16 protein-coding genes and 1 pseudogene are annotated in these 19,233 nt (G+C 64.5%); 13 read left to right on the forward strand and 4 right to left on the reverse strand.

Annotated features, from left to right (window positions below):
• The first annotated feature begins 8 nt into the window (after window positions 1–8).
• Together AB0L63_RS13415 and AB0L63_RS13420 are read left to right on the forward strand one after the other, a co-directional pair.
• Window positions 9–938 (forward strand): aldo/keto reductase, encoded by a 930-nt coding sequence (locus AB0L63_RS13415; RefSeq protein WP_364499109.1) that lies wholly within the window; start codon window positions 9–11, stop codon window positions 936–938.
• A gap of 142 nt (window positions 939–1,080) precedes the next feature.
• On the forward strand, window positions 1,081–2,445 hold the full coding sequence (locus tag AB0L63_RS13420) for a wax ester/triacylglycerol synthase domain-containing protein (protein ID WP_364499112.1): 1,365 nt from the start codon (window positions 1,081–1,083) through the stop codon (window positions 2,443–2,445).
• A gap of 6 nt (window positions 2,446–2,451) precedes the next feature.
• On the opposite strand, the gene AB0L63_RS13425 is transcribed toward AB0L63_RS13420, so the two are convergent.
• Both AB0L63_RS13425 and AB0L63_RS13430 read right to left on the reverse strand, forming a co-directional pair.
• Window positions 2,452–3,654, reverse strand: coding sequence for a cytochrome P450 (locus AB0L63_RS13425; RefSeq protein ID WP_364499115.1), 1,203 nt, complete (start codon window positions 3,652–3,654; stop codon window positions 2,452–2,454).
• A gap of 119 nt (window positions 3,655–3,773) precedes the next feature.
• A complete protein-coding gene (locus tag AB0L63_RS13430; RefSeq protein WP_364499118.1) occupies window positions 3,774–4,370 on the reverse strand; it encodes a TetR family transcriptional regulator in 597 nt (198 codons plus the stop codon).
• 259 nt (window positions 4,371–4,629) lie between these two features.
• Between AB0L63_RS13430 and AB0L63_RS13435 the strand changes: the two genes are divergently transcribed.
• Window positions 4,630–6,165: an AMP-binding protein gene (locus AB0L63_RS13435; RefSeq protein WP_364499121.1), complete on the forward strand. Its 1,536-nt coding sequence runs from the start codon at window positions 4,630–4,632 to the stop codon at window positions 6,163–6,165.
• 129 nt (window positions 6,166–6,294) lie between these two features.
• Here AB0L63_RS13435 and AB0L63_RS13440 read toward each other — a convergent pair whose 3' ends face one another.
• Both AB0L63_RS13440 and AB0L63_RS13445 read right to left on the reverse strand, forming a co-directional pair.
• Window positions 6,295–6,687 carry a hypothetical protein gene (locus tag AB0L63_RS13440; protein WP_364499123.1) on the reverse strand — a complete coding sequence of 131 codons (393 nt, stop codon included), beginning with the start codon at window positions 6,685–6,687 and terminating at the stop codon, window positions 6,295–6,297.
• A 391-nt stretch (window positions 6,688–7,078) separates the two neighbouring features.
• Window positions 7,079–7,780, reverse strand: a complete 702-nt coding sequence (locus AB0L63_RS13445; protein WP_364499126.1) for a MerR family transcriptional regulator — start codon at window positions 7,778–7,780, stop codon at window positions 7,079–7,081.
• Window positions 7,781–8,046: 266 nt separating this feature from the next.
• Here AB0L63_RS13445 and AB0L63_RS13450 point away from each other — a divergent pair, with 266 nt between their 5' ends.
• From AB0L63_RS13450 to AB0L63_RS13495, 10 genes and pseudogenes are all read left to right on the forward strand, one after another.
• Window positions 8,047–8,496, forward strand: a complete 450-nt coding sequence (locus tag AB0L63_RS13450) for a hypothetical protein (RefSeq protein WP_364499128.1) — start codon at window positions 8,047–8,049, stop codon at window positions 8,494–8,496.
• Window positions 8,497–8,551: 55 nt separating this feature from the next.
• Window positions 8,552–9,445, forward strand: a complete 894-nt coding sequence (locus AB0L63_RS13455; protein ID WP_364499131.1) for an ROK family protein — start codon at window positions 8,552–8,554, stop codon at window positions 9,443–9,445.
• 314 nt (window positions 9,446–9,759) lie between these two features.
• Complete coding sequence (locus AB0L63_RS13460; RefSeq protein ID WP_364499133.1) at window positions 9,760–10,911, forward strand: GAF domain-containing protein; 1,152 nt, start codon at window positions 9,760–9,762, stop codon at window positions 10,909–10,911.
• 77 nt (window positions 10,912–10,988) lie between these two features.
• Window positions 10,989–12,035, forward strand: a complete 1,047-nt coding sequence (locus tag AB0L63_RS13465; RefSeq protein ID WP_364499136.1) for a conjugal transfer protein — start codon at window positions 10,989–10,991, stop codon at window positions 12,033–12,035.
• A gap of 18 nt (window positions 12,036–12,053) precedes the next feature.
• Complete coding sequence (locus AB0L63_RS13470; protein WP_364499138.1) at window positions 12,054–12,314, forward strand: hypothetical protein; 261 nt, start codon at window positions 12,054–12,056, stop codon at window positions 12,312–12,314.
• Window positions 12,311–12,838: a hypothetical protein gene (locus AB0L63_RS13475; RefSeq protein ID WP_364499141.1), complete on the forward strand. Its 528-nt coding sequence runs from the start codon at window positions 12,311–12,313 to the stop codon at window positions 12,836–12,838. The genes AB0L63_RS13470 and AB0L63_RS13475 overlap by 4 nt, the downstream gene beginning before the upstream one ends.
• Window positions 12,838–15,366 carry an ATP-binding protein gene (locus AB0L63_RS13480; RefSeq protein WP_364499143.1) on the forward strand — a complete coding sequence of 843 codons (2,529 nt, stop codon included), beginning with the start codon at window positions 12,838–12,840 and terminating at the stop codon, window positions 15,364–15,366. The genes AB0L63_RS13475 and AB0L63_RS13480 overlap by 1 nt, the downstream gene beginning before the upstream one ends.
• Window positions 15,367–15,542: 176 nt before the next feature.
• A complete protein-coding gene (locus tag AB0L63_RS13485; RefSeq protein WP_364499146.1) occupies window positions 15,543–17,915 on the forward strand; it encodes a hypothetical protein in 2,373 nt (790 codons plus the stop codon).
• Window positions 17,916–17,976: 61 nt separating this feature from the next.
• Window positions 17,977–18,885, forward strand: coding sequence for a hypothetical protein (locus tag AB0L63_RS13490; protein ID WP_364499149.1), 909 nt, complete (start codon window positions 17,977–17,979; stop codon window positions 18,883–18,885).
• Window positions 18,882–19,233: pseudogene (locus AB0L63_RS13495) on the forward strand (hypothetical protein); the annotation flags it as partial. The gene AB0L63_RS13490 and the pseudogene AB0L63_RS13495, both read left to right, overlap by 4 nt.

Below are 19,233 nucleotides of genomic sequence, written 5' to 3' on the forward strand. Positions count from 1 at the left end.
AGGAAAGTATGACCGCCGACGCCCAGCCCCGTCCCGCCGCCGCTTCGGGCACCTTCGCCCTCGGTGGTGACCTACCGGTCCAGCGCCTGGGCTACGGCACAATGCAACTGCCCGGTCCCGGTGTGTGGGGCGATCCGAAGGATCCGGACGAGGCCGTGCGCGTCCTGCGCCGCGCCGTCGAACTCGGTATCACCCTCATCGATACCGCGGATTCCTATGGTCCGTTCGTCGCCGAAACACTCATCCGCCAGGCCCTGCACCCGTACCCCGACGACCTGGTCATCGCGACCAAAGCCGGGCTGGCCCGGCCCCGTCCCGGTGAGTGGGTCCCCAACGGGCGCCCCGAATATCTGCGCCAGCAGCTGGAGTTGAGCCTGCGCCATCTGGGCGTCGAGCGCATCGATCTCTTTCAGCTGCACCGGATCGACCCGCAGGTGCCGCTCGCCGATCAACTCGGTGAGCTCGCAGCGTTGCGGCAAGAGGGCAAGATCCGCCATATCGGCCTGTCCGAGGTGACCGTCGGGCAGCTCGAGAAGGCCCGCAAGATCGTCGATATCGTCTCGGTCCAGAACCAGTACAACCTCGCCAACCGCAGTGCCGAGGACGTGCTCGATTACGCCGAGGCGAACAACATCGCCTTCATCCCGTGGTTCCCCATGGCCACCGGCGATCTCGCCCGTCCGGGTGGTCCGCTGGACGCCCTGGTGCGCGCGGGCGCCGGCCCGTCCCAACTCGCGCTCGCCTGGCTGCTGCGCCGCTCGCCGGTCATCCTGCCCATTCCCGGCACCTCCAGCGTGGCGCATCTCGAGGAGAACACCGCCGCCGCCACCATCACACTCACCGACGACGAATTCGCCGCCCTGTCCGCGGTGAGCACCCCGGCGTCGGGTGGTGCCCGCGGTTGGCGTTCCCTGCTGCCGAAAGTGTCACGCGGCTGAGGAAGCGCGCTGGGTCCCCGGGGATGCGACCGGGGGCCCGGGAGTTGGATCGGTCGCGCCGACACCCGGTGATGTGGATTCCGGCGGACATGCTGGCCCATGCCTGATGGCATAGTGCAGCAATCGGATCGACGAGAGCAGCATGATGTATGAAGCGCAGATGGTGGCCAATGACGCCGCCTATTACTACTTGTCCCGCTCGGGCCGGGTTACCGACTGGCCGATGTGGTGGGTATTCGACAACGGCGACACACCGCTGACCGCCGCCGATATCGCCGACCACTTCGGTGCGCGGGCCGAACTGCTCGAACCGCTGCGGCGTCGGATCCAGGAGGTGCCCGGCGGGCTCGGGCACCCGTTCTGGGTGGTCGACGACAGTCCGATCGACGCCCACATTGCCACTCATACTGCGGCGCAACTGGATTGGGCGCAGTGTCAGGACGAGGTGGGGCGCATTCTGGCCCAGCCGCTGGATGCTCGGGTCAGTGCCTGGCAGCTACACGTATTTCCGAACGTGACCGGTATCGCGACGACGAGCGGCATGGGCACCGTTGTGCTGATGCACATCAGTCATGCGCTGATGGCGGGTCCCGCCATGACATCGCTGTCGGAGGCGTTGTTCGCCTCGGTGCCGTTGCGCATCGGGGGGCAAGGTCCCGCGACGCAACGCCCGCGCCCGGCGCTCGCCGCTGTCGCCGGTGCACTGCGCTGGCCGTTGCTGGCGCTGCGTTTCAACGTTCGTGTCCGGCGTGAGATGCGCCGGATCGCCCGCGAAAACGATGACAGCGGGCCGAAAACGCCACCGGTCACCGCCACCCGGCTCAATCGCCGGATCGGCCCGGGACGCGCCATGCGGACGATTCCATTGGAACTGAGCGTTGTCCGTGTACCGGGAATCACGGTGACGGCCGTCGGGCTGACGGCGATATCCCGCGCAATGCAGCGCTATCTCGAAAAGCGGGAAGGGTCGTGTCCCGACGATCTCGCGGTACTGGTGACGGTCGCGGTGCCTGACGCGCCGGTGATGGGTGTCAATTACGTCGGCGCCGACGCGGTCGCGCTGGCTGCGGCGGAACCCGATCTCGCCGCTCGTGCGCGCGCGGTCGACGCCACACTTCGGGTGCGCAAGCATTCGCCGTCGGCGCGCCGGGAACTCAATCGACTCGCGCTCATCGACCTGCTGCCCAGCCGCACCTACCGAACGCGATTCGGTACGCTCGCGCCCGCAGATCCGGACACCCCGGCCTACGCACACACCATCCTGACCAGCATCCGATGCGAGCCGACCACCGAATGGTCACTGTCGGGCAAGCCGTTTCGCTGCGCGGGCATGCTGCCACCGGTGTATCCGGAAATCGGATTGGCGCATTCGTTCGTCGGCGCGGGCGACAGCTTCACCGTATCCGTGGCATGTGATCCCGATATCGTCCCGGATCTCGACGACTACTGCGACATCCTGCGGGAATCGTGCCAGGAAGTCACGGCCGCCCTCGGCGACCTGCGGTAACGCGGGCTACCAGGCCACCGGCAGGGCCAGTGGTCCGCGCACCAGCAGACCGCTCTTCCAGGGCACCTCGTCGACCGGTACGGCGAGGTGCAGGGTCGGGAACCGGCGCAGCAGCGATCCGAGCGCCACTTGCAGTTCCACCCTGGCCAGTTGCGCGCCGAGGCAGTGATGCGCGCCGTGCCCGAAGGCCATGTGCGGGTTGCGTTCTCGGGTCAGGTCCAGATCTTCGGGATCATCGAAGACGGTCTCGTCCCGATTTGCGGCCTGGGTATTGACGAAAACCGATTCACCCGCGCGGATGCCGATATCACCAAGTTCGAGGTCTTCGGTGGCGATTCTGGGAAAGGAACCGCCCGAACCCAATTGGACGTAGCGCAGCAGCTCCTCTACCGCTCTCGGGACGAGCTCCGGTCTGCCGCAGAGTAATTCCCAGTGTTCGCGCTCGGTCAGCAGCACATAGGTGAAGTTCGCGATCTGATTGGCCGTGGTCTCGTGACCCGCGATGAGCAAGCCGATACCCAGATTGACCAACTCCGCCTCGCTGAGCCGGTCCTCGTCATCGCGCGCGGCGACCAACGCACCGAGCAGATCATCGGTCGGCTGCTCGCGACGCTGCGCCACCAGTTCGGCGAGATACGCCTCCAGGCCCGCGCGTGCGGCGCTGATCTCTGCACGGGTATGCGCGGTGGTGGACAGCACCGTATCGGAGAACTCCCGGAACCGGTGCTGGTCTTGCGGTGGAACGCCGAGCATTTCGCAGATCACCGTGACCGGCAGCGGCAATGCCAGCAATCGCACCAGATCGGCGGGCGGGCCGGATCGCTCGATGTCGTCGAGCCGCTCGTCCACGATCTGCTGGGCGCGTGGGCGCAATGCCTGAACCCGGCGGCCGGTGAAGGCCTTGACCACGAGTTTGCGCAGCCGGGTGTGCTCCGGCGGATCCATGCTCAGCAGTGCATTGCGGCGCGCGGGTTCCGGTGTGGCGCGCGGAATATCCTCGCGCTCGACCGCCGCGGCGCGGCTGAATCTCGGGTCGGCGAGGACCTGTTTGACGTCCTCGTAGCGGGTGACCAGCCAGCCCTCGCCACCGTAGGGGAGTCGTATGCGACTGATCGGCTCTTCCCGCCGCAGCCGCGCGAAGAGTGGATCCATATCCAGCCGGATCGGGGTGCTGAACGGGTAGCTACGCACCTCATGGGTGACGGTCATGCGATCTCCCTTCCGCTCCGCGGACGGTAGCCGCCCGAGCGATGTAAGCGAGCGATGTAAGCGATTGCTTACAACTGATGGTAGGGAGAGCGCATCGACCCGTCAACGGTTGAATCCCGTTATGGCGGTGGAAATTTCACGTCGACCCGCTCCAGCAGCACGCGCGCGGCCCGCAGCACATAGTCGGCAACCGCCGCCGGATCCGCGCTGGCCAACGGATCTCTGCGATGTACCGAGCGAACCAAACCGATGCCGAGCAACCAGGCCAGCAGGAGATCGGCGCGCAACTCGGCATCGGGTCCATCGGTGAGTGCGGACAGCGCGCCCACGTACTCGTCGCCGAGTTCCCGTCGTACCGCGGCCGCACCCTCGTCATGCCCGCTGGAGCGCAGTGCTGCCTGAAGCCAATGTGCTTGTGCCGCAGAACCGGTCGGTTCTAGAGCGCGTGTCAGTAGGCGGCCGAGCAATGCCTCGGCCGGTCCCTCCTCGAGCACGCGCCTGCCGCGATCGGCTATCGACGCCCGGAACAGCTCGTCCTTATTGCCGAAGTATCGGAACAGCAGCGCCTGATTCACCCCGGCGCGCGCGGCTATCTCGCGTACCGTGGCGCGCTCGTAGCCGCGTTCGGTGAACAGTTGTTGCGCCGCCGCCAATATCGCGAGTCGCGTAGCGGCCGCATCTCTTTTGCGGCCGACGGGCTCGTACTGATCAGACATACACCCTCCGGTTGATCCGAGACAGTGCAGCGTAAGTCGCGTTCCCAAAAATGGGAACGGGGATTGTGCAAGCGATGGTGTTGTGGCGGTACTGTTCTGCACCTGGCACCGCTAAGAATTGGACCTCGATGTGGTGTTGGATACGTCACGATGCGGAAGGCGTTGGTCGCGCAGCCCTTCGGGTTCCATTGCTCACCTCTTGTTCCCCTTGCCGGGAGGTGCCGGGGGTAGTTGCCGCGACCTGCGATGGGTGCCGTTCGTGACCTCACTCCCGATTGCGGAATCTCGAATTCCGCAACGGGAGTGGGATTCCGTCCGCGCCATAGGGAAGGGCAATTCGATGGATGTCCGCGATCGGCCGTTTCTTGTTTCTGCCGACGCCGATCCGCTCTTGTCATTCGGTCAGCTCGAGGCGTGGGCCGAGACCGTTGCTCGGTGTTTGAAGAAAAATGGCGTCGGTGCCGGTGACGTGGTGGTCGCCGAACTACCGAATTCGCCTGCCTTCGTTGCCGTAATGTCGGCCGTCTGGAATATCGGTGCGGTATTCGCGCCGATGGATTCGCGGCTCAGCCCGCGGGAGAAACAGCAGATTTTCGCACTTGCCAGGCCCCGGGTGGTGGTAGCGCCGACCCGCACGTCGGTCGATTCGCCAACGCTCTTGTGGCGCAACCCGTTCGAGGCCCCGGTGCAGCTCGAATGGATCCCCGCCCCGCCCGTGCAGCGCAGCGGTTGGGTGCCGATCGCGCTCGCGCCCACGGTGCACGAGGGCGACCGGCTGATCCTGTTCACCTCCGGCTCCACCGGAGCGCCGAAGGCGGTGGCACTGTCCGAGGCCAATATCGCGGCCGGAATCACCGCTGTCGCAGACCATTTCGCACTTACGCCGGATGACCGCACCATTGCGCTGCTGCCATGGGCACAGAGCCACGGCCTGTTCGCGAACCTGATGGCAACACTGCGCAGCCGGTGCACCATGGTGCTGCCCGCCGTGGGCGAGGCGCAACAAACGCACCCGCTGCTGGATGCGGCGGCGCCGACCTGGCTCACCGTGATGCCGATGCAGCTGGCCGGTATCACCGCCGGACTGGTGGCATCGCGAAAGCGGGCGCGCGGCATGCGTTTTCTGCGCACTGCCTCGGCCCCGCTGTCCCGCCTCGCGGCCGAGCGTGCGGAACGGCTGCTCGGCTGCCCGGTCGTGGAGGCCCTGGAACTCGCCGAAACCAGTCACCAGGCGGCGGCCGATCCGCCGTCGTGGGAGCGGGTACCCGGTACGGTCGGCACCCCGACCGGTGTCGAATTCCGTTTGGCTGGTGACGAAATCGCGGGCGGCCGCGAACTAGAGGTCCGCGGCACGGCACTGTTCAGCAGATATGTCGGCAATCCCGCGGCCACCGCGGCGGCCTTCACCGCCGACGGTTGGCTGCGAACCCGTGACGTGGCGCGCCGGGAAGAGGACGGCCGCGTGCGCATCCTGGGCCGGCTCAGCGAAATCGCGCACCGCGGCAACCATGCGGTGGCTCCGGTCGATGTGGAGGCCGCCCTCGACGAACATCCAGACGTTGTCTCGTCGCTCGCGACCCGGGTACCGCATCCCCGCCTTGGCGATGACATCGCGGCAGTGGTCCGCTTGCGCAAGGGCTCTCAGATCACCAAACGAGATATCGAGCGGCACTGCCACGCGCACCTGGCCGACCACCAGATTCCGGGCCAGATCCGCATGGTTACCCAGTTGCCGCATTTGCCCAACGGAAAGCCGAGCCGCCGCATGGCGGCACAACTGTTCGAGGTGGGCTGACCTCTCACCGAGTCGTTCCGGACCGGTGAATTCCGGATGCCCCGCGAAATCCTCGCCCTCGGCGGGGAGCTGAGATGCACGTTGATGAACCTGTTCATCATTGCGGCACGATCCCGGATACCGTGCCGGTCAGGCCGGAAACGAGTTGCCGGTGTCCGACACGACATCTCGAGGATGACAGGCGCGCCGACCTGTCGCGAGCGTATCGGCGACCTTGGTCAACGGCGCTGCGATCAGATCGAGCCAGTGGAAGCTCACCGCGTAGTCGATAACCCAGATGCTGGTGACCTCGATACCCATGAATCCCGCGAATTCCAGATCGAGCACGGTCGACAATGCCGCATTCCCGGGGTGCGGAACGTTGCCGTGATTCGTCGCGAAGACATAATTGGCCAGCGGTACCCCGTGTGAATCCCGGACATTCATCCAGCCGATGGCATCGATCGTCGAGGAGCCGGCGGTACCGGGCCCGGTCTGCGCCGTCGCCACCGCGCCGAGCGTCATCGAAACAACGAACAGCACGAATACGCCGACTAGCCGCCGCCCTATTATTCGGCGCAGCCAAGTCGCCCCGGCCCAGCGCCCGCGCCGACGGGGCACCGCGCGCGGGCGCCAACGCTCCGTGTCCCAGAATTCCGAGTCCGACAACGTCTCTGGGCAGTCTGTCCTACTCGACCTGAGCCGCGTGTCAACGAAATTATCCGATCGACCGAACACGCATCCAAACACAATGTTCGGCCGAACACCGAAAACCCATTGAGCTCATCATGATTCGTATGGAATCCGTATGGCACCCAGCGACTGTTACCGGCCTCGCATCAAATCATGTCGGCAATGGCTGCTGTCATTGTCCGACAAACCGACACGCGTCTGCGCCGCGAAAATCCGCGCGACGTGCCGGACGAATTCGATATCAGCTCGGCGGCAACTCGGAATGTCTGGCGAAGGCCTGATCGATCAGCTCCGACGTGGCGCGCGTGGCGATCAGCCGGGCGATCGCCAACTCCGATTCGAGTTTGGCGCGATCCCTCGGTGTTCGCCCGGACTGTTCATAGGCCTGGCCAGCCAGGAAGTAGAACAGTTGGGTCGCATACTGATCGGCGATCTGATTGCAATCGGCTCTGAGCCGCTCGACCAATTCGAAGGCGTCGCGCATTGGAATGCCCGCATCGACGAGTCGGGTGGTCAGGTCACCGCAGCGCGGGTTGGCGACCCGGTAGGCCTCGTGCGGATCGCCGCTGGCGGCGAGCGCCTGCTGCACGTATTCCGGAAGTCTCGGGGGCGCGTGCGTGCGTTGGGTGCGGATGGTGCCGGACGCGGTGACCGTAGTGGGCTCGGAGATGGGCTGGTCGTTGACACCGAGCACCTCCGCCAATCCGTCACCACGATCCCAGGCCTCGAGCAGTTCCCGAATCCCGTTCAACTTCATGCCCCGACTGAGCAGACGACTGATCGTCTGCAATCTGTTGAGGTGATCCGACCCGTAATAGCCGATGCGCCCCCGGACATCGGGGGAGGGTAGGAGTCCTCGTTCGTGGTACACGCGGACGCTTCGCACGGTGGTATCAGCCGCCCGCGCTAGTTCGTCGATCGTGTACTCGGACTCAACAGCCATATCCATAGGAAACCACAATTCGCCCCTTAGCGGATGGCCCGCGAACAAATGTACCGTTAACTAACGATACGTCAGGATCACATGTTGGTCAACGTGCCGTTAACTAGCGGCAGAAACGATTGCCGAGGGGGCCAATCGTGGGTTAACGTTCGTGTGCCAGCAATCACTGCTGGCCTTCCGGGGACTGTTGAGCAGCCCTGATGACCTCCCGACCAGTGGGCCCGCACAACGGAGTTGGCGCGCCCTCGGCCTCCCCGGAGACGGCTATGAGCATCACGCAATCTTCCCTCGTCCTGGAAACCATTGCGCCGGCAAAGGTTTCGACGCTTCCGAGTGGGTCGGCCCATCGGCCACCCTGCGCGGACGGTCCCGACGATTGGGATCTGGACGTCGGCACTCCGGACTCGTGGCGTGCGGCGATGCGAATCTGCGACAGCTGCCCAGTGTTCGCGAAATGTGAACAGTTGGCGCAGACACTCACCGAGCGCGGTACCGGCCCCCGCGCGATGATCTGGGCCGGAGTGCCCTATGACAGCGCGGGCAAGGTTGTCGCTGATCTGGACCGCCATCGCATTACACCCGTCGACCACAAGCGGCCGCTGCGGATCATTCGCACCGGTTCGCGTCCCGCGCCCGCGGATCCGATTCCGGCGGCGCCGCGGCGCCACATAGTGCTGGGTCGTCGGCTGGAGCCGACCGGAACCGGCGCGCACTGACTTATGCTTTCGTCCACCTGTTGACGACGGACTTCATTCTGGCGGTGTGTAACTCATGACGATGTTGGCTCTGGAGATCGGAGCAGACGGTTTCGCGGCGAGTCGGGTGGCAAACAATGTCGGCACGGACGAGATCCGGCGCGTCCCGATTCCGACTCGTGCCGCCTGGGACAGCTGTCGTGACCTGCTGCTCCAGGTCGCTGGCGGCGAGGATGTCACCCGGGTGGGAATCGGCTCGATCGGCCCGCTCGATATGGCTGCCGGTGTGGTCGCGCCGCCCGGAATCGCCGAGTGGGCGACTGGTTTCGCGCTCGTATCGGCGATAGAGAAGCTGTTTCCGGGCGCCATTGTCCAGTTGGCGCTCGATGGCGTGTGCCTTGGCTTGGCCGAGCGTAACTTCGGTGCGACGAACGACGTGCTCGATGCCGTCGCGGTCATGGTCTCGGACCGGATCGGCGCCGGGGTCATGGTCGGTGGTTTCGTGGTGGTCGGTCGGACCGGGAACGCGGGAAACCTCGGCCATGTGCTGGTGCCGGGCTTCGATGAGCGCTGCGAATGCGGGGGGCGGGGCTGCCTGGAGGCGGTGGCGGGTGGAACCTCGGCGGTGAATTGGGCTCGCGCACAAGGCTGGCAAGGCACCTCGGTCGATGATCTGGTCGGTCAGGCGCGTGCGGGTGACGAACTCGCCGATGCCGCGCTGACCAGGGCCGGAACGGCGCTCGGCCGCGCGATCGCCTCGGTGGCCGCACTGCTCGACCTGGACCTGGTCGTCCTCGGCGGCACGATGGCGGCGCCGGGCACCTCGCTCTGGAAGGCGCTCGGCGCTGCTGTCGCGACGCATGCCCGGCTCGGCCATCTGACCGGATTACGGGTCGTGCCATCGGAACTCGGCGAGGTCGGTGTGCTGGCGGGTGCCGGTGTGCTGGCGCTGACGGCGGGGGAGGGCTAGCCCGTCGCGGTTTGCGGGGGTGGAATCAGGGCCTGAGACCAGCGCTTTCTTCGCTGGTCTCAGGCTTTGTGCGGTGATGTGTCGCGGCTTGCGCGAACTGCGCTGAGCTGCGGAAATTTTGGCGTCTATGTGCGCGTTCTTAAGCGTATGTTAAGAAAAGACCACCCGGTGAACTTCGGGGTGGCCACTGTCATGCAGACTGCATCTGATGTCAACATACCTAAGCCTGTTGAACGAGCCGTTATATAGCGGTACATTGTTCATGTCACACACAGGTGGCGGCTTCCGACGAACGGCTGGTACGGGCAAGTGCGATGACAAGTGGCGCAGTAAATCCTTGGGTAACGATCGAGACGTTGACGCCCGAAGCGATGTCAGTGGCGTCGGTGGGGGACGCGCCGCGTGGATTCGCCGACTGGCAGCGAGTGCTGCAGCGGCTGCTGTCGCGGACCCCGGCGCTCTATGACAGCCTCAAGACCCGGAGCCTGATCGATGCGATCCGGACGGCGCGCGACGAAGCCAAAGATGTGGATCTGACGCTCGCGACCGGTTCGGGTCCGCACGCGCTGCGGATACGACCGGTGTTCGGACCGGGCGGTGATGTGCACGCGGTCCGTTTGTGGGTGGGCTCCGCCGCAGTCGCCTGCCCCGAATTACCGCCTGCGGTGGGCGCGATCTGGGACCTCGATACCCAGACGATTCAGCAACCGATCGGTGCGACCCGGTTGACGGGGAATTCGGCCGAGCAGCACGTGCCGGTGATGTCGATCGCGGAGTTGTTCCATCGGATCTCGGGCTTCAATCGACATGCCGAGGTCCTGGATCTGCTCTACAGTCCGAGACCTGGTGACAAACTTCAGTTCGATGTCACGGTGACCGATGGTCCCGAGCGGCCGGGGCGATGGCGGATCAGTATCCGGGCCCGCGACGACGCTCGCACACAGGGCGCGTGGTTGGTGATCGAAGATGTCACCTCGGACAATGAGCAGTCGGAGTGGCCGACGCTGGAACGAGTCGGATTGCGCGAAGCCCACCGGCGGGCCGGAACTCATCTGGCGATCATCCAGACCGAGCGCGCCAGCATCTCGCATTGGCTCACGGATCCGGCGCCCTGGATTCGGTGGGACTATCTGTTCCGGCCGATGGACGTCTTCCATCCGGATGACCGCGTCCGTTTGATGGCGCTGAGTGATCGGCTGGAATCCGGTGATACGGCGGGTGTCACGGTGCGGGCCCTCAACTACGGTGGTGGCTACACTCCGACGTCGCTGCTGCTGTACCCGTATCCGGGTTATCCGAGTCGGCAACTCGCGATCGCCCAGCTGGTGCGCGTGGCCGATGACATGCCGATGCTGGAATCCGGGCGCCAGTCGCTGGAAACCTCGCAGCGGCAGGCGCCGATCGGGTACGACGATCAGCTGCAGTATCGACTCGCGCATCGGTTGAAACGTAGTCCTGTGTACTGACCCGCTGTCCCCATCATTGGGAACGATGGCGGGGGCTGGAAATGATGGTGCTCTCTACCATTTCGGGAGTGCGGACAATGGTTGGCAGATCGGCGGATTCGGGCGATGAATTACTTCGCCGAATGGTCGCACGCCGCCGCCGCGACAATGTGATCGTCGCGGTGCTCGCGGTGCTGGCCGTTCTCGGTGGCGGGCACGCGATCCTCGATTTTTTCGCCGCGGATCCGCCGCCCCCATCCGACAGTGCGACGCCCGCGACCATCGGCCGCGCGCAATTGGCCGGTTCCTTCGCTCAGCAGTTCATTGTGACCTATTTGAGTTCTGTTGCCGGACAACAGGATCGACTCGGCGAATATGTCGGATCCAATGCGCAGCAGATCACCTTGCCCGCGACGGCCCGGCAGGTATCCGATCCCGCCGTTGTGTACGTATCGCGGGTGGGGAGCTTCGACACACTCGAGATCTGGTCGGTGACCGTATCGGTCCGGATGGGGAAGTCCGCCCCCGGTGCCACCAGCTCGACCGGTACCGCCGGCACCGCCGCCAACAACAACACCGGTTCGGACGCCCGCCAGTTCTATCGGGTCGGGGTATCGGTGCTCAACGGTCGACTGCGGGCGCTCGCGCTGCCCGCCCTGGTCGAACCGCCCAGCCGGGGCGCCGATCTGGCGCAGGCGTACTCGTCGCCGTGTACGGCGGAAACGCCGCTCGCGCAAGTGGCTTCGGGCTTTCTGACCACCTATCTGACGGGTAACGGCGATGTAGGCCGTTACATCACCCTGGACGCCGGTATCGTCGCACTGCGCCCGGCCCCGTTCACCACCGTGGAGACCGTCGCGGTCACCTCGGACGACAACAGTTGTGGCGCAGCGCGTTCGCACGCGCAGGTGCTCGTCACCGTCAATCCCAAGGCCGACAGCGGGACGGTCGCGACGCTCGCCTATCCGCTGACCATGGTCCGCGACGGTGGCCAGTGGCAGGTGCAGTCGGTCGATGCCGTCCCCGCGATGACCAACCCGCCTGCCGTGATCGCCGACCAGCAGAACTCGCACGCAAGTGCGCCCAGCTCGACGACGTCGGTGCCGTCGACGACGGCGCAGATTCCGCGGGCTACCCAGAACTGATACGAAAGAGGCACGGCCGTGGGTAATTTGAGCGCCATCCTGTACAACGTCCTGATGTTCGTCCGCTGGGCGGGCCTGATCCTGATCACCATTCTCAGCATGGGTGTGCTGATATCCGAGGCGGCCAAATCCAAGCTCTCGCCCGCGAAGATCCTCGCCGTCGCCGGATCGGCAATTCTGGCCGCGGTCCTGTTCTGGATACTCCCGACACTGGTCAACTACGCGCGCACCGACTCCAATATCATCGTCCCCGATCACCCCATCGGTGGCTATCGATGACCCAGGTGATCAAGGTCTTCACGCCGATCAAGCGGGTCCCCACCATGATCGGCAAGGCCCAGAACGGACAGAAGCTGCCCTTCGGGCCGTACACCCTGCCGCAAGTCGCGTCCGCGGTGGTGTTGATGGTGATCACCTCGGTGTGCGCGATGGCAGTTCCGGTCAATCCGGCGGTCACCTTCGTGATGGGTCTGGTGCTGACGATCGCGGTCGTCTTCGCCGTCGGATTGGTGCCGTATACCGGTGTCCGGATGACTTCTCGGGCGCTGTGGGTGGGGCGGCTCCTCGTATATCGCAAGCCGGTGTCCGCATCCGGCATGCCGGTCAACGCCGATTCGGCGCGCCACACCATGTTCATCGAAGAGTCCGTCGTCGTGGTCCTGCCGGACCGCCCGACCGCTGCGGCGCAGAGCGCGAAACCCGATATCCGGTTGCTCGATGTGATCGGCGTCGGCAGCAGTGGGAAGGACCTGCGCAGCTGGATCAACGGCAACGGTGGCCCGGCATCGGAAGGGAGCCGCTGATGGCATTCGGACGAGATTTGCAGCCCACCGCCGCGATTCGCGGAAATCTGCAATTCACCCATTCGGGTCTGGTCACCGCGACCTACTTCATCAACCCGCTCGGCTACGGGTTGCGCAAGGCGAGTGACAAGCACGATGTGAAGATGGCCCACCATGCGCTGATCAACAGCTTGCCGGCCGGTTCGTTGTTACTCGGCATCCAGGCGCGGCTCAATACGATCGATGTGCTGACCAAGATGGTGGAGGGCGTCGATCTCGACGAATGCGAGGATTACGCCGACGAGGTGGTCGCCTCGTACGAGCGTGTCCGCGCAATATCACCGCAGACCCGGATCTACTTGCTGACCATCCCGGTCGGCACGGCGAACTCCGGTATTTCGTCGCTGTCACGTATGTGGCGGGGCAGCACCACCACGATCGATGCGACCGCCATATCGCGCGCCGATCTGGATGCCTATGACGATAAGGCGAACGAGATCCTGTCTCGGATCGGCGGCGATTTCGATCCGATTCCGGTGCCCGCCGCACTGTTCCAGTGGCTGTGGGAGCACTACCTGTCGCGCGGCGCGGCCGGTGATCCGGTGGCCCCGACCAGAGTAGGCGCCCTGGATGACGCGACAGCGGCGGTGTTCTCCTCGGCGGCGCTCGACGAGGGCGCCCAGGCCGATAGCAACCGGCGGATCCGGCCATCGTTCGTCCCGGTGATCAAGGTCGTTCAACCGGATTATGAATATCGGCCGTCCTATCAGGCGATGCTCACCCCGCATTCATTTCCCTACGCGGGCATGCGATTTCCCGGTGGCAGCGAATTCCTGAATGTGCTGGAGGGTCTCGGCGACGTCACGGTCGACTGGGGGATGCGGGTATCGACCAAACCCGCGGACCAAGTACTCAAGAATAACGAGCTGAGCCTGCGCCGACTCGGTGAGCAGATGGATCAGCGCGACCAAGAGGTGTCGTTCGCGCAGAATACGCTGACCTCGAAAGCACAGATGTTGGGCGAATACAACCAGCATTTCGAGGTCAACGGCGGCGAGTCGGAGGTGTCCTTCACGACCGTCATCGCCATCGGCGGGCCCTCGCGCGATGTCACCATGGACGCGGTCAATACGCTCAAGCGCCGCTACAAGCGGTTCCAGGTCGATATGACGGCCCCGCTCGGCACCCAGGTCGATCTGTGGTCGATGCTGGTACCAGGGAGTCCGCCGCGGCGGGCGTTCGACGATTTCGCGCATATCGTGCCCTCCGATATGTGGGCTGGCTTCGTCCCGTTCATCACCAGCCAGATCGGCGACGACAGCGGCCCCGTGATCGGGATCAATCTTTTGTCCGGCCAATTCGAGCCGATCCACTTCGGCATCATGGAGGCCGCGCTACACGATCTGTCCGCTTCGTTCGCGGTCACCGGTGAACTCGGATCGGGCAAGTCGTATTTCCTCAAGCTCATGGCGGTGCTCGTGCACGATATGGGCGGGCAGTTCCTGGCCATCGACCGCAGTCAAGTCGGTGAATGGGCGCATTTCGCCGCCGCGATCGACAATGCCGTCGTCATCGATTTGGCGAACCCGACGGTGTCATTGGATCCGCTGCGGATGTTCGAACCCAGAATCGCCGGCGAGCGTGCACTCGACTCGATCCTGCCGCTGCTGGATCTGTCGCCGACCTCCGGTGCGGGTGCCGCCGCGAGCAATCTGCTGACCGCCCGTGGCATCGCCGAGCATGGCATCCGCAGTCTGCTGGATCTCTTCCATGTGGTGCGGCGACTGCGTGATCAGCCCGGCAATCAGGAGGAGTACGCCGACCTGGCCGCGCGCCTCGGCACGGTTGTCGAGCGGGTGCCGGTGCTGTTCGACCCATCGCTGAAACCATTGCGGCTCAATGCCGCTGCCACGGTCGTCCGCAGCCACCAGTTGGCGCTGCCGACCGCGGAAGAGCTCACCACCCCACATCTGTACAACCGATTGCCGCTGACAAAACGACTCGGAACCGCGCTGTACGAACTCGTCGGTGTCGCCGCACGAGAGGCATTCCTCACTGATAACGGCAGATTCGGGCTGCTGGTCGGCGATGAGGCGCACCATTTCACGCAGACCCAGGTCGGATCCGCGGTTACCTCGGACTTCAGCCGCGACGGCCGTAAGCACTTAGCCGCGATCGGGTTGGCCTCGCATGATCCGGCTACCGACTTCCAGGGTGCGGCGCACAATCTCATCCCGAACCGGTTCGTCTTCCGTCAGCGCGATGAGACCTTGGCGCGCAACAGTTTGGAATGGCTCGGCGTCGATCTGGAGGAAACGCCGTTTCTGCTGCAGGTCTTGCGAGAGGAGACCTCCCCGCCGGTCGGTGCCGGTCGTCAGGTGCCCGAGGAACGCCGTGGTGAGATGTTCATGCGTGACGCACTGAACCGAATCGGCCGCGGCAAGGTGCTCGGGCCGGCCCGGATCGATCGCGCCGCCGCGATTACCAGCACGCCGAACGCCGGCGGGGCCACGCGCACTGCAGCACCGGAGAGACAGGCAGTCCGGTGAGGTTCGGCGCCGGTCGTGGTGATCGGCCACAATTGTCCGACTTCGAAACGGCGGCAGGGCCGGAGCTGTTCGATCCGGTGCAGTGGCGACCGTCAGCGGTATTCCGGCGATGTCGCAAGTGGATCGGCGCGACGCGCCGTCGACGTTGGATCACCTGGTCGCTCATCGCACTTGTCGTGCTGTTCATCTTTCCAGGCATCATGGCGGTGATGGCGAACGCGCAAACCGGCACGGCGAGCGTGTCCGCGCCGAATAGTGCGCTCAGCTGGATGCGGATCAAAGATTCGTCGGGAGTAGAGCTCTCGAGCTATCTGTTCGCCACCAATCGTGGCGGAATCTTCAGCCCCGGGAACATCGTGATGTCGTTCCTGATCATCGTGTTGTTCGCCATCTGGCTGGTCATCACGGTCACCGCGATCTGGCTACCCACCGACACCCTGGATTTCGGGTGGCTGAACCTTGTCAGCAAGCCACTGCAAGGTGTGGCCGACGCGCTGTCGGGCCAGATCGCGACACCGATCATGCTGGTGACCGCAGTGGCGGTCGGCGGGATTCCCGTGGGCGTTTTCATCGTGCGCGGCTATTTCTCCAAGGCCTCGATGCAGGTCGTGATGATGGTGGGAGTGGCGATACTCGGGCCGCTGTTCCTGGCCGAGCCGCTGGCCGAGGTGCTGGCGCCGGACGGACTGCTGGCACAGGGGCGGAATCTGGGGATTTCGGTGGCGGCCGGTTTGAACGGCAATAGCAATCCGAATCCGAACCAGTTGATCCAGACGATGCAGTCCGATATGGCGGACAACTTCGCGCGACGTCCGTTGCAGGTGTGGAACTTCGGGCACGTGGTGGACGACCGGCCGTCTTGCAAAGCGGCCTGGTCGGCCGGCGTCATGGCCGGTGACGAGGACCGGGTCAAGAACGGGATGAAGTCGTGCGGGGACGCCGCCGCATATTCGGCGGCTGATAACCCGAGCGTCGGTCAAATCGGTGCCGGAATTCTTCTGCTGGTGTCCGGCACGGTGCTATTGGTTTTCGGCGCAGTCCTGGCCATCAAGGTCATCTGGGCCGCGCTCGATTCGATCTACTACGGATTCATGACGATATTCGGATTCGCCGCGGGCGGATTCGTGTACGGGCCGACGCAGACATTCACCATTCGCTGTGTTGTGCACGGGTTCGTATCGGCCGGGCGCATGGCTGCGTTCGTCATATTTCTCGGCGTCTACGAATTGTTCATCGGCGAATTGTTCCGCCAGGCGCGTGGTCAAGTCATGTCGGTGTTCGTCATCGGCGCGATCGTGGAAATCGTCGCCATCTTCCAGTTGAAGCGCCTCAACGCGGGTCTGGAGAAGGGCAACGACTGGATTGCGAACCGATTCGCGTTGGCCATCCAGAATGGTGGTGCCAGAGCCGGCGGGGGTGGGGGCGGCGGTGGGACCGCGCTCGGCATGGGGCAATTCGGCGCGAGCCACAAGATGTCCGGCTTGGGGATGATGGCGATACTCGGTGGGGCGAGCACCATCGCGAACTCGCCGCTGACCGAATGGGCGATGGGCGGACTTCCGGGTTCTTGGCGTCCGCAGTCGAGCATGAAGAAGCGAATGACGGCAGCGCAGGCAGGCGTGTGGATCGGGGACAAGCGGTTCGGTGGTCGGTACGGCTGGAATGCCCAGTCGTATCTGAACCGCGCCCTCTTTTCCACGAATGCTCGGCGGGAGGGCATTGCCTATGGTGGTTTGGACACGTTCCGCGGCGACGCAGCAGCCATACAGGGTGTTATCGATGCCGGTGGCACGACGGCTGACGCATTCGGGGCCACGATCGGTGCCGGTGCGCGGAACGAGGAAATGTTGCTACTTTCGGCTCGCTCGCGTCAGAGGATCAGTAAAATCGGCAGCAACGAGCCGTTCAAAGATACTGACCTGGCTTTCTTGTCTGCTGCGTTACGGCAATCTCAGAATTCGGCACGCCTGCTCGTCAATGGAGAAGGTAGCGCCATGGAGACCGCGGCCGATTTCGCCACCTTGGAGCAGGCCGCCCGGCAATTCCGCCTGGTCAGGAGCGGTGGTGTCACACTGGACGGCGGCAACCGACTGCATCATCCTCAGCTGGACTTTGTCGAGCAATACATGAAAGACGATTCTATCGCTGCGAAGGCGAAAATGCAGGCCCTGAACGATGTGATAGCAAATAAGACGGTGAGCAATCCGAGCGTTGAACTCCAGGCATTGCACAACGCCAATGTGGACGCAGAGACCGCGGTTCGTATGAAGCAATGGATTATGAACGATCATGCCAGGCTCGCGGAGAAAGCTGTCGGCAAGCTGATGTCGGACGTAACCAATCCGGAGGCAATTCGTGATCTCAGAGAAGTGATCTACAAGGCGGGTAACACTGATTACTGGGCAAACGGTGGTACCGAAGTTCCTGAGAATAATGTGACGCCGGTCGGGCATTTGCCGGGTAATCCGAACCAGCGCAATCCGACTCATCCGAACTGGACACGGGGAATGCGGGATGTAGCCCGGTTTCTGAAGCCGGGGCCGAAGTGAACTAATTAGGTCTGTTTCTGCGGAAAAGTGAAGCTGCTCGTTCTGTGCGGAGAGGTATTCGATGATCGGTCGGCTCATGTTCCTCGCCATGGTTCCCGCCTGGGCGTGGTTGTTGCTGGCAGCGGTGTCCGGGCTGGGTACGGTGCTCGTCCTCCTGGTGCTGGTGGTCGGCGGCACGACCTCGGCCATCTCCGCCGACCTGCACTACCAATGCGACAGTGCGGTAGGTCCCGACCCATCGCAGACCGAGACCGCCACACCCCGAGCAGCCGCTGCCTCCGGTTCGGGGGCGGGTGCAGCGCCCTCTACCGCGCCTACCGTCAACCCATACGCGGAATTGACTGTGGCGCCAGATGATAGAACTGCCTCGGACTGGCAGCGCGCCTGCGCGAGTGCGATCCGTACCGCGCCGTATCAACTGCCGCCGCTGCAGACGACCATGAGCGGATTGCTGGGTGACTGTGCCCGCGAATTGGCGATCAATCACGCGCTGAAAGCGTCGGCGGGAAGTGCCGACGGTGCGCCGAGTGGCCCTTCGAGTGCGGCCGGGCTGATGCGGGATGTGATCTACCAGGCCTCGGCCGCCGCGGTGACCGGGCATTGCGATCCGATGACGCAACCACCGGACAACACCGAACCCGTGACACCGCCCGCGCGGGGTACATCGGGGCAGCCGGGATCGGCGGCGGTCGCGTGCGGGCAATCGTCGAGTATCGGGAAGGCGGTTATCGTGCTTCCGAAAACCGTTGCGGCCCAGGCAGCGTGCGGACAACGGGTCGATCCCGCCGCGGTGTCGGCGGGTGATCTGGTCTTCTGGGATTACCGCAGCAACGCCCCCACCCGGACCGGAATCGCCCTCGGCGCAACACAAGTCATGACTTATGATGCCTATTCCGGACGGTTTGTCGAGCAGTCGATGCCGACCGGCCGTGACGTCCGCATCAAGCGAGTGCTAGGGGGTGGGTCGTGACGAGCTCGGAGGTGTGGCCTGCGGACTACCAGGTCGAAGTTGTCGACGAGAAGACCGAAGGTGCTGGGGGAGAGGGTGATTCACAATCCAGCCCGGTAACGCCGTGGTCGGGTAAGCAAGAGCGCAAGGCCGCGCCGCGCACGGGCACTGGTCCGGCGAATCCGGGATCCGGTACCTCACCAGGGCAGAGCGGGGCGTCAGCGGCGCCGGGGCAGAACGGCGCGCCCGCGACGCCACAGGGACAACCGGGTCAGGGTGGTTCTGCTCCGGGCGTTACCGCTGTGCCGCAGGGCAATGTTGTCGCGCCGCCGGGTCCGGGGGCGGGGCAGTCGGCGCAGCCGCCTGCTG

This window comes from Nocardia sp. NPDC051990 (assembly GCF_040680755.1).
Lineage (GTDB): Bacteria > Actinomycetota > Actinomycetes > Mycobacteriales > Mycobacteriaceae > Nocardia.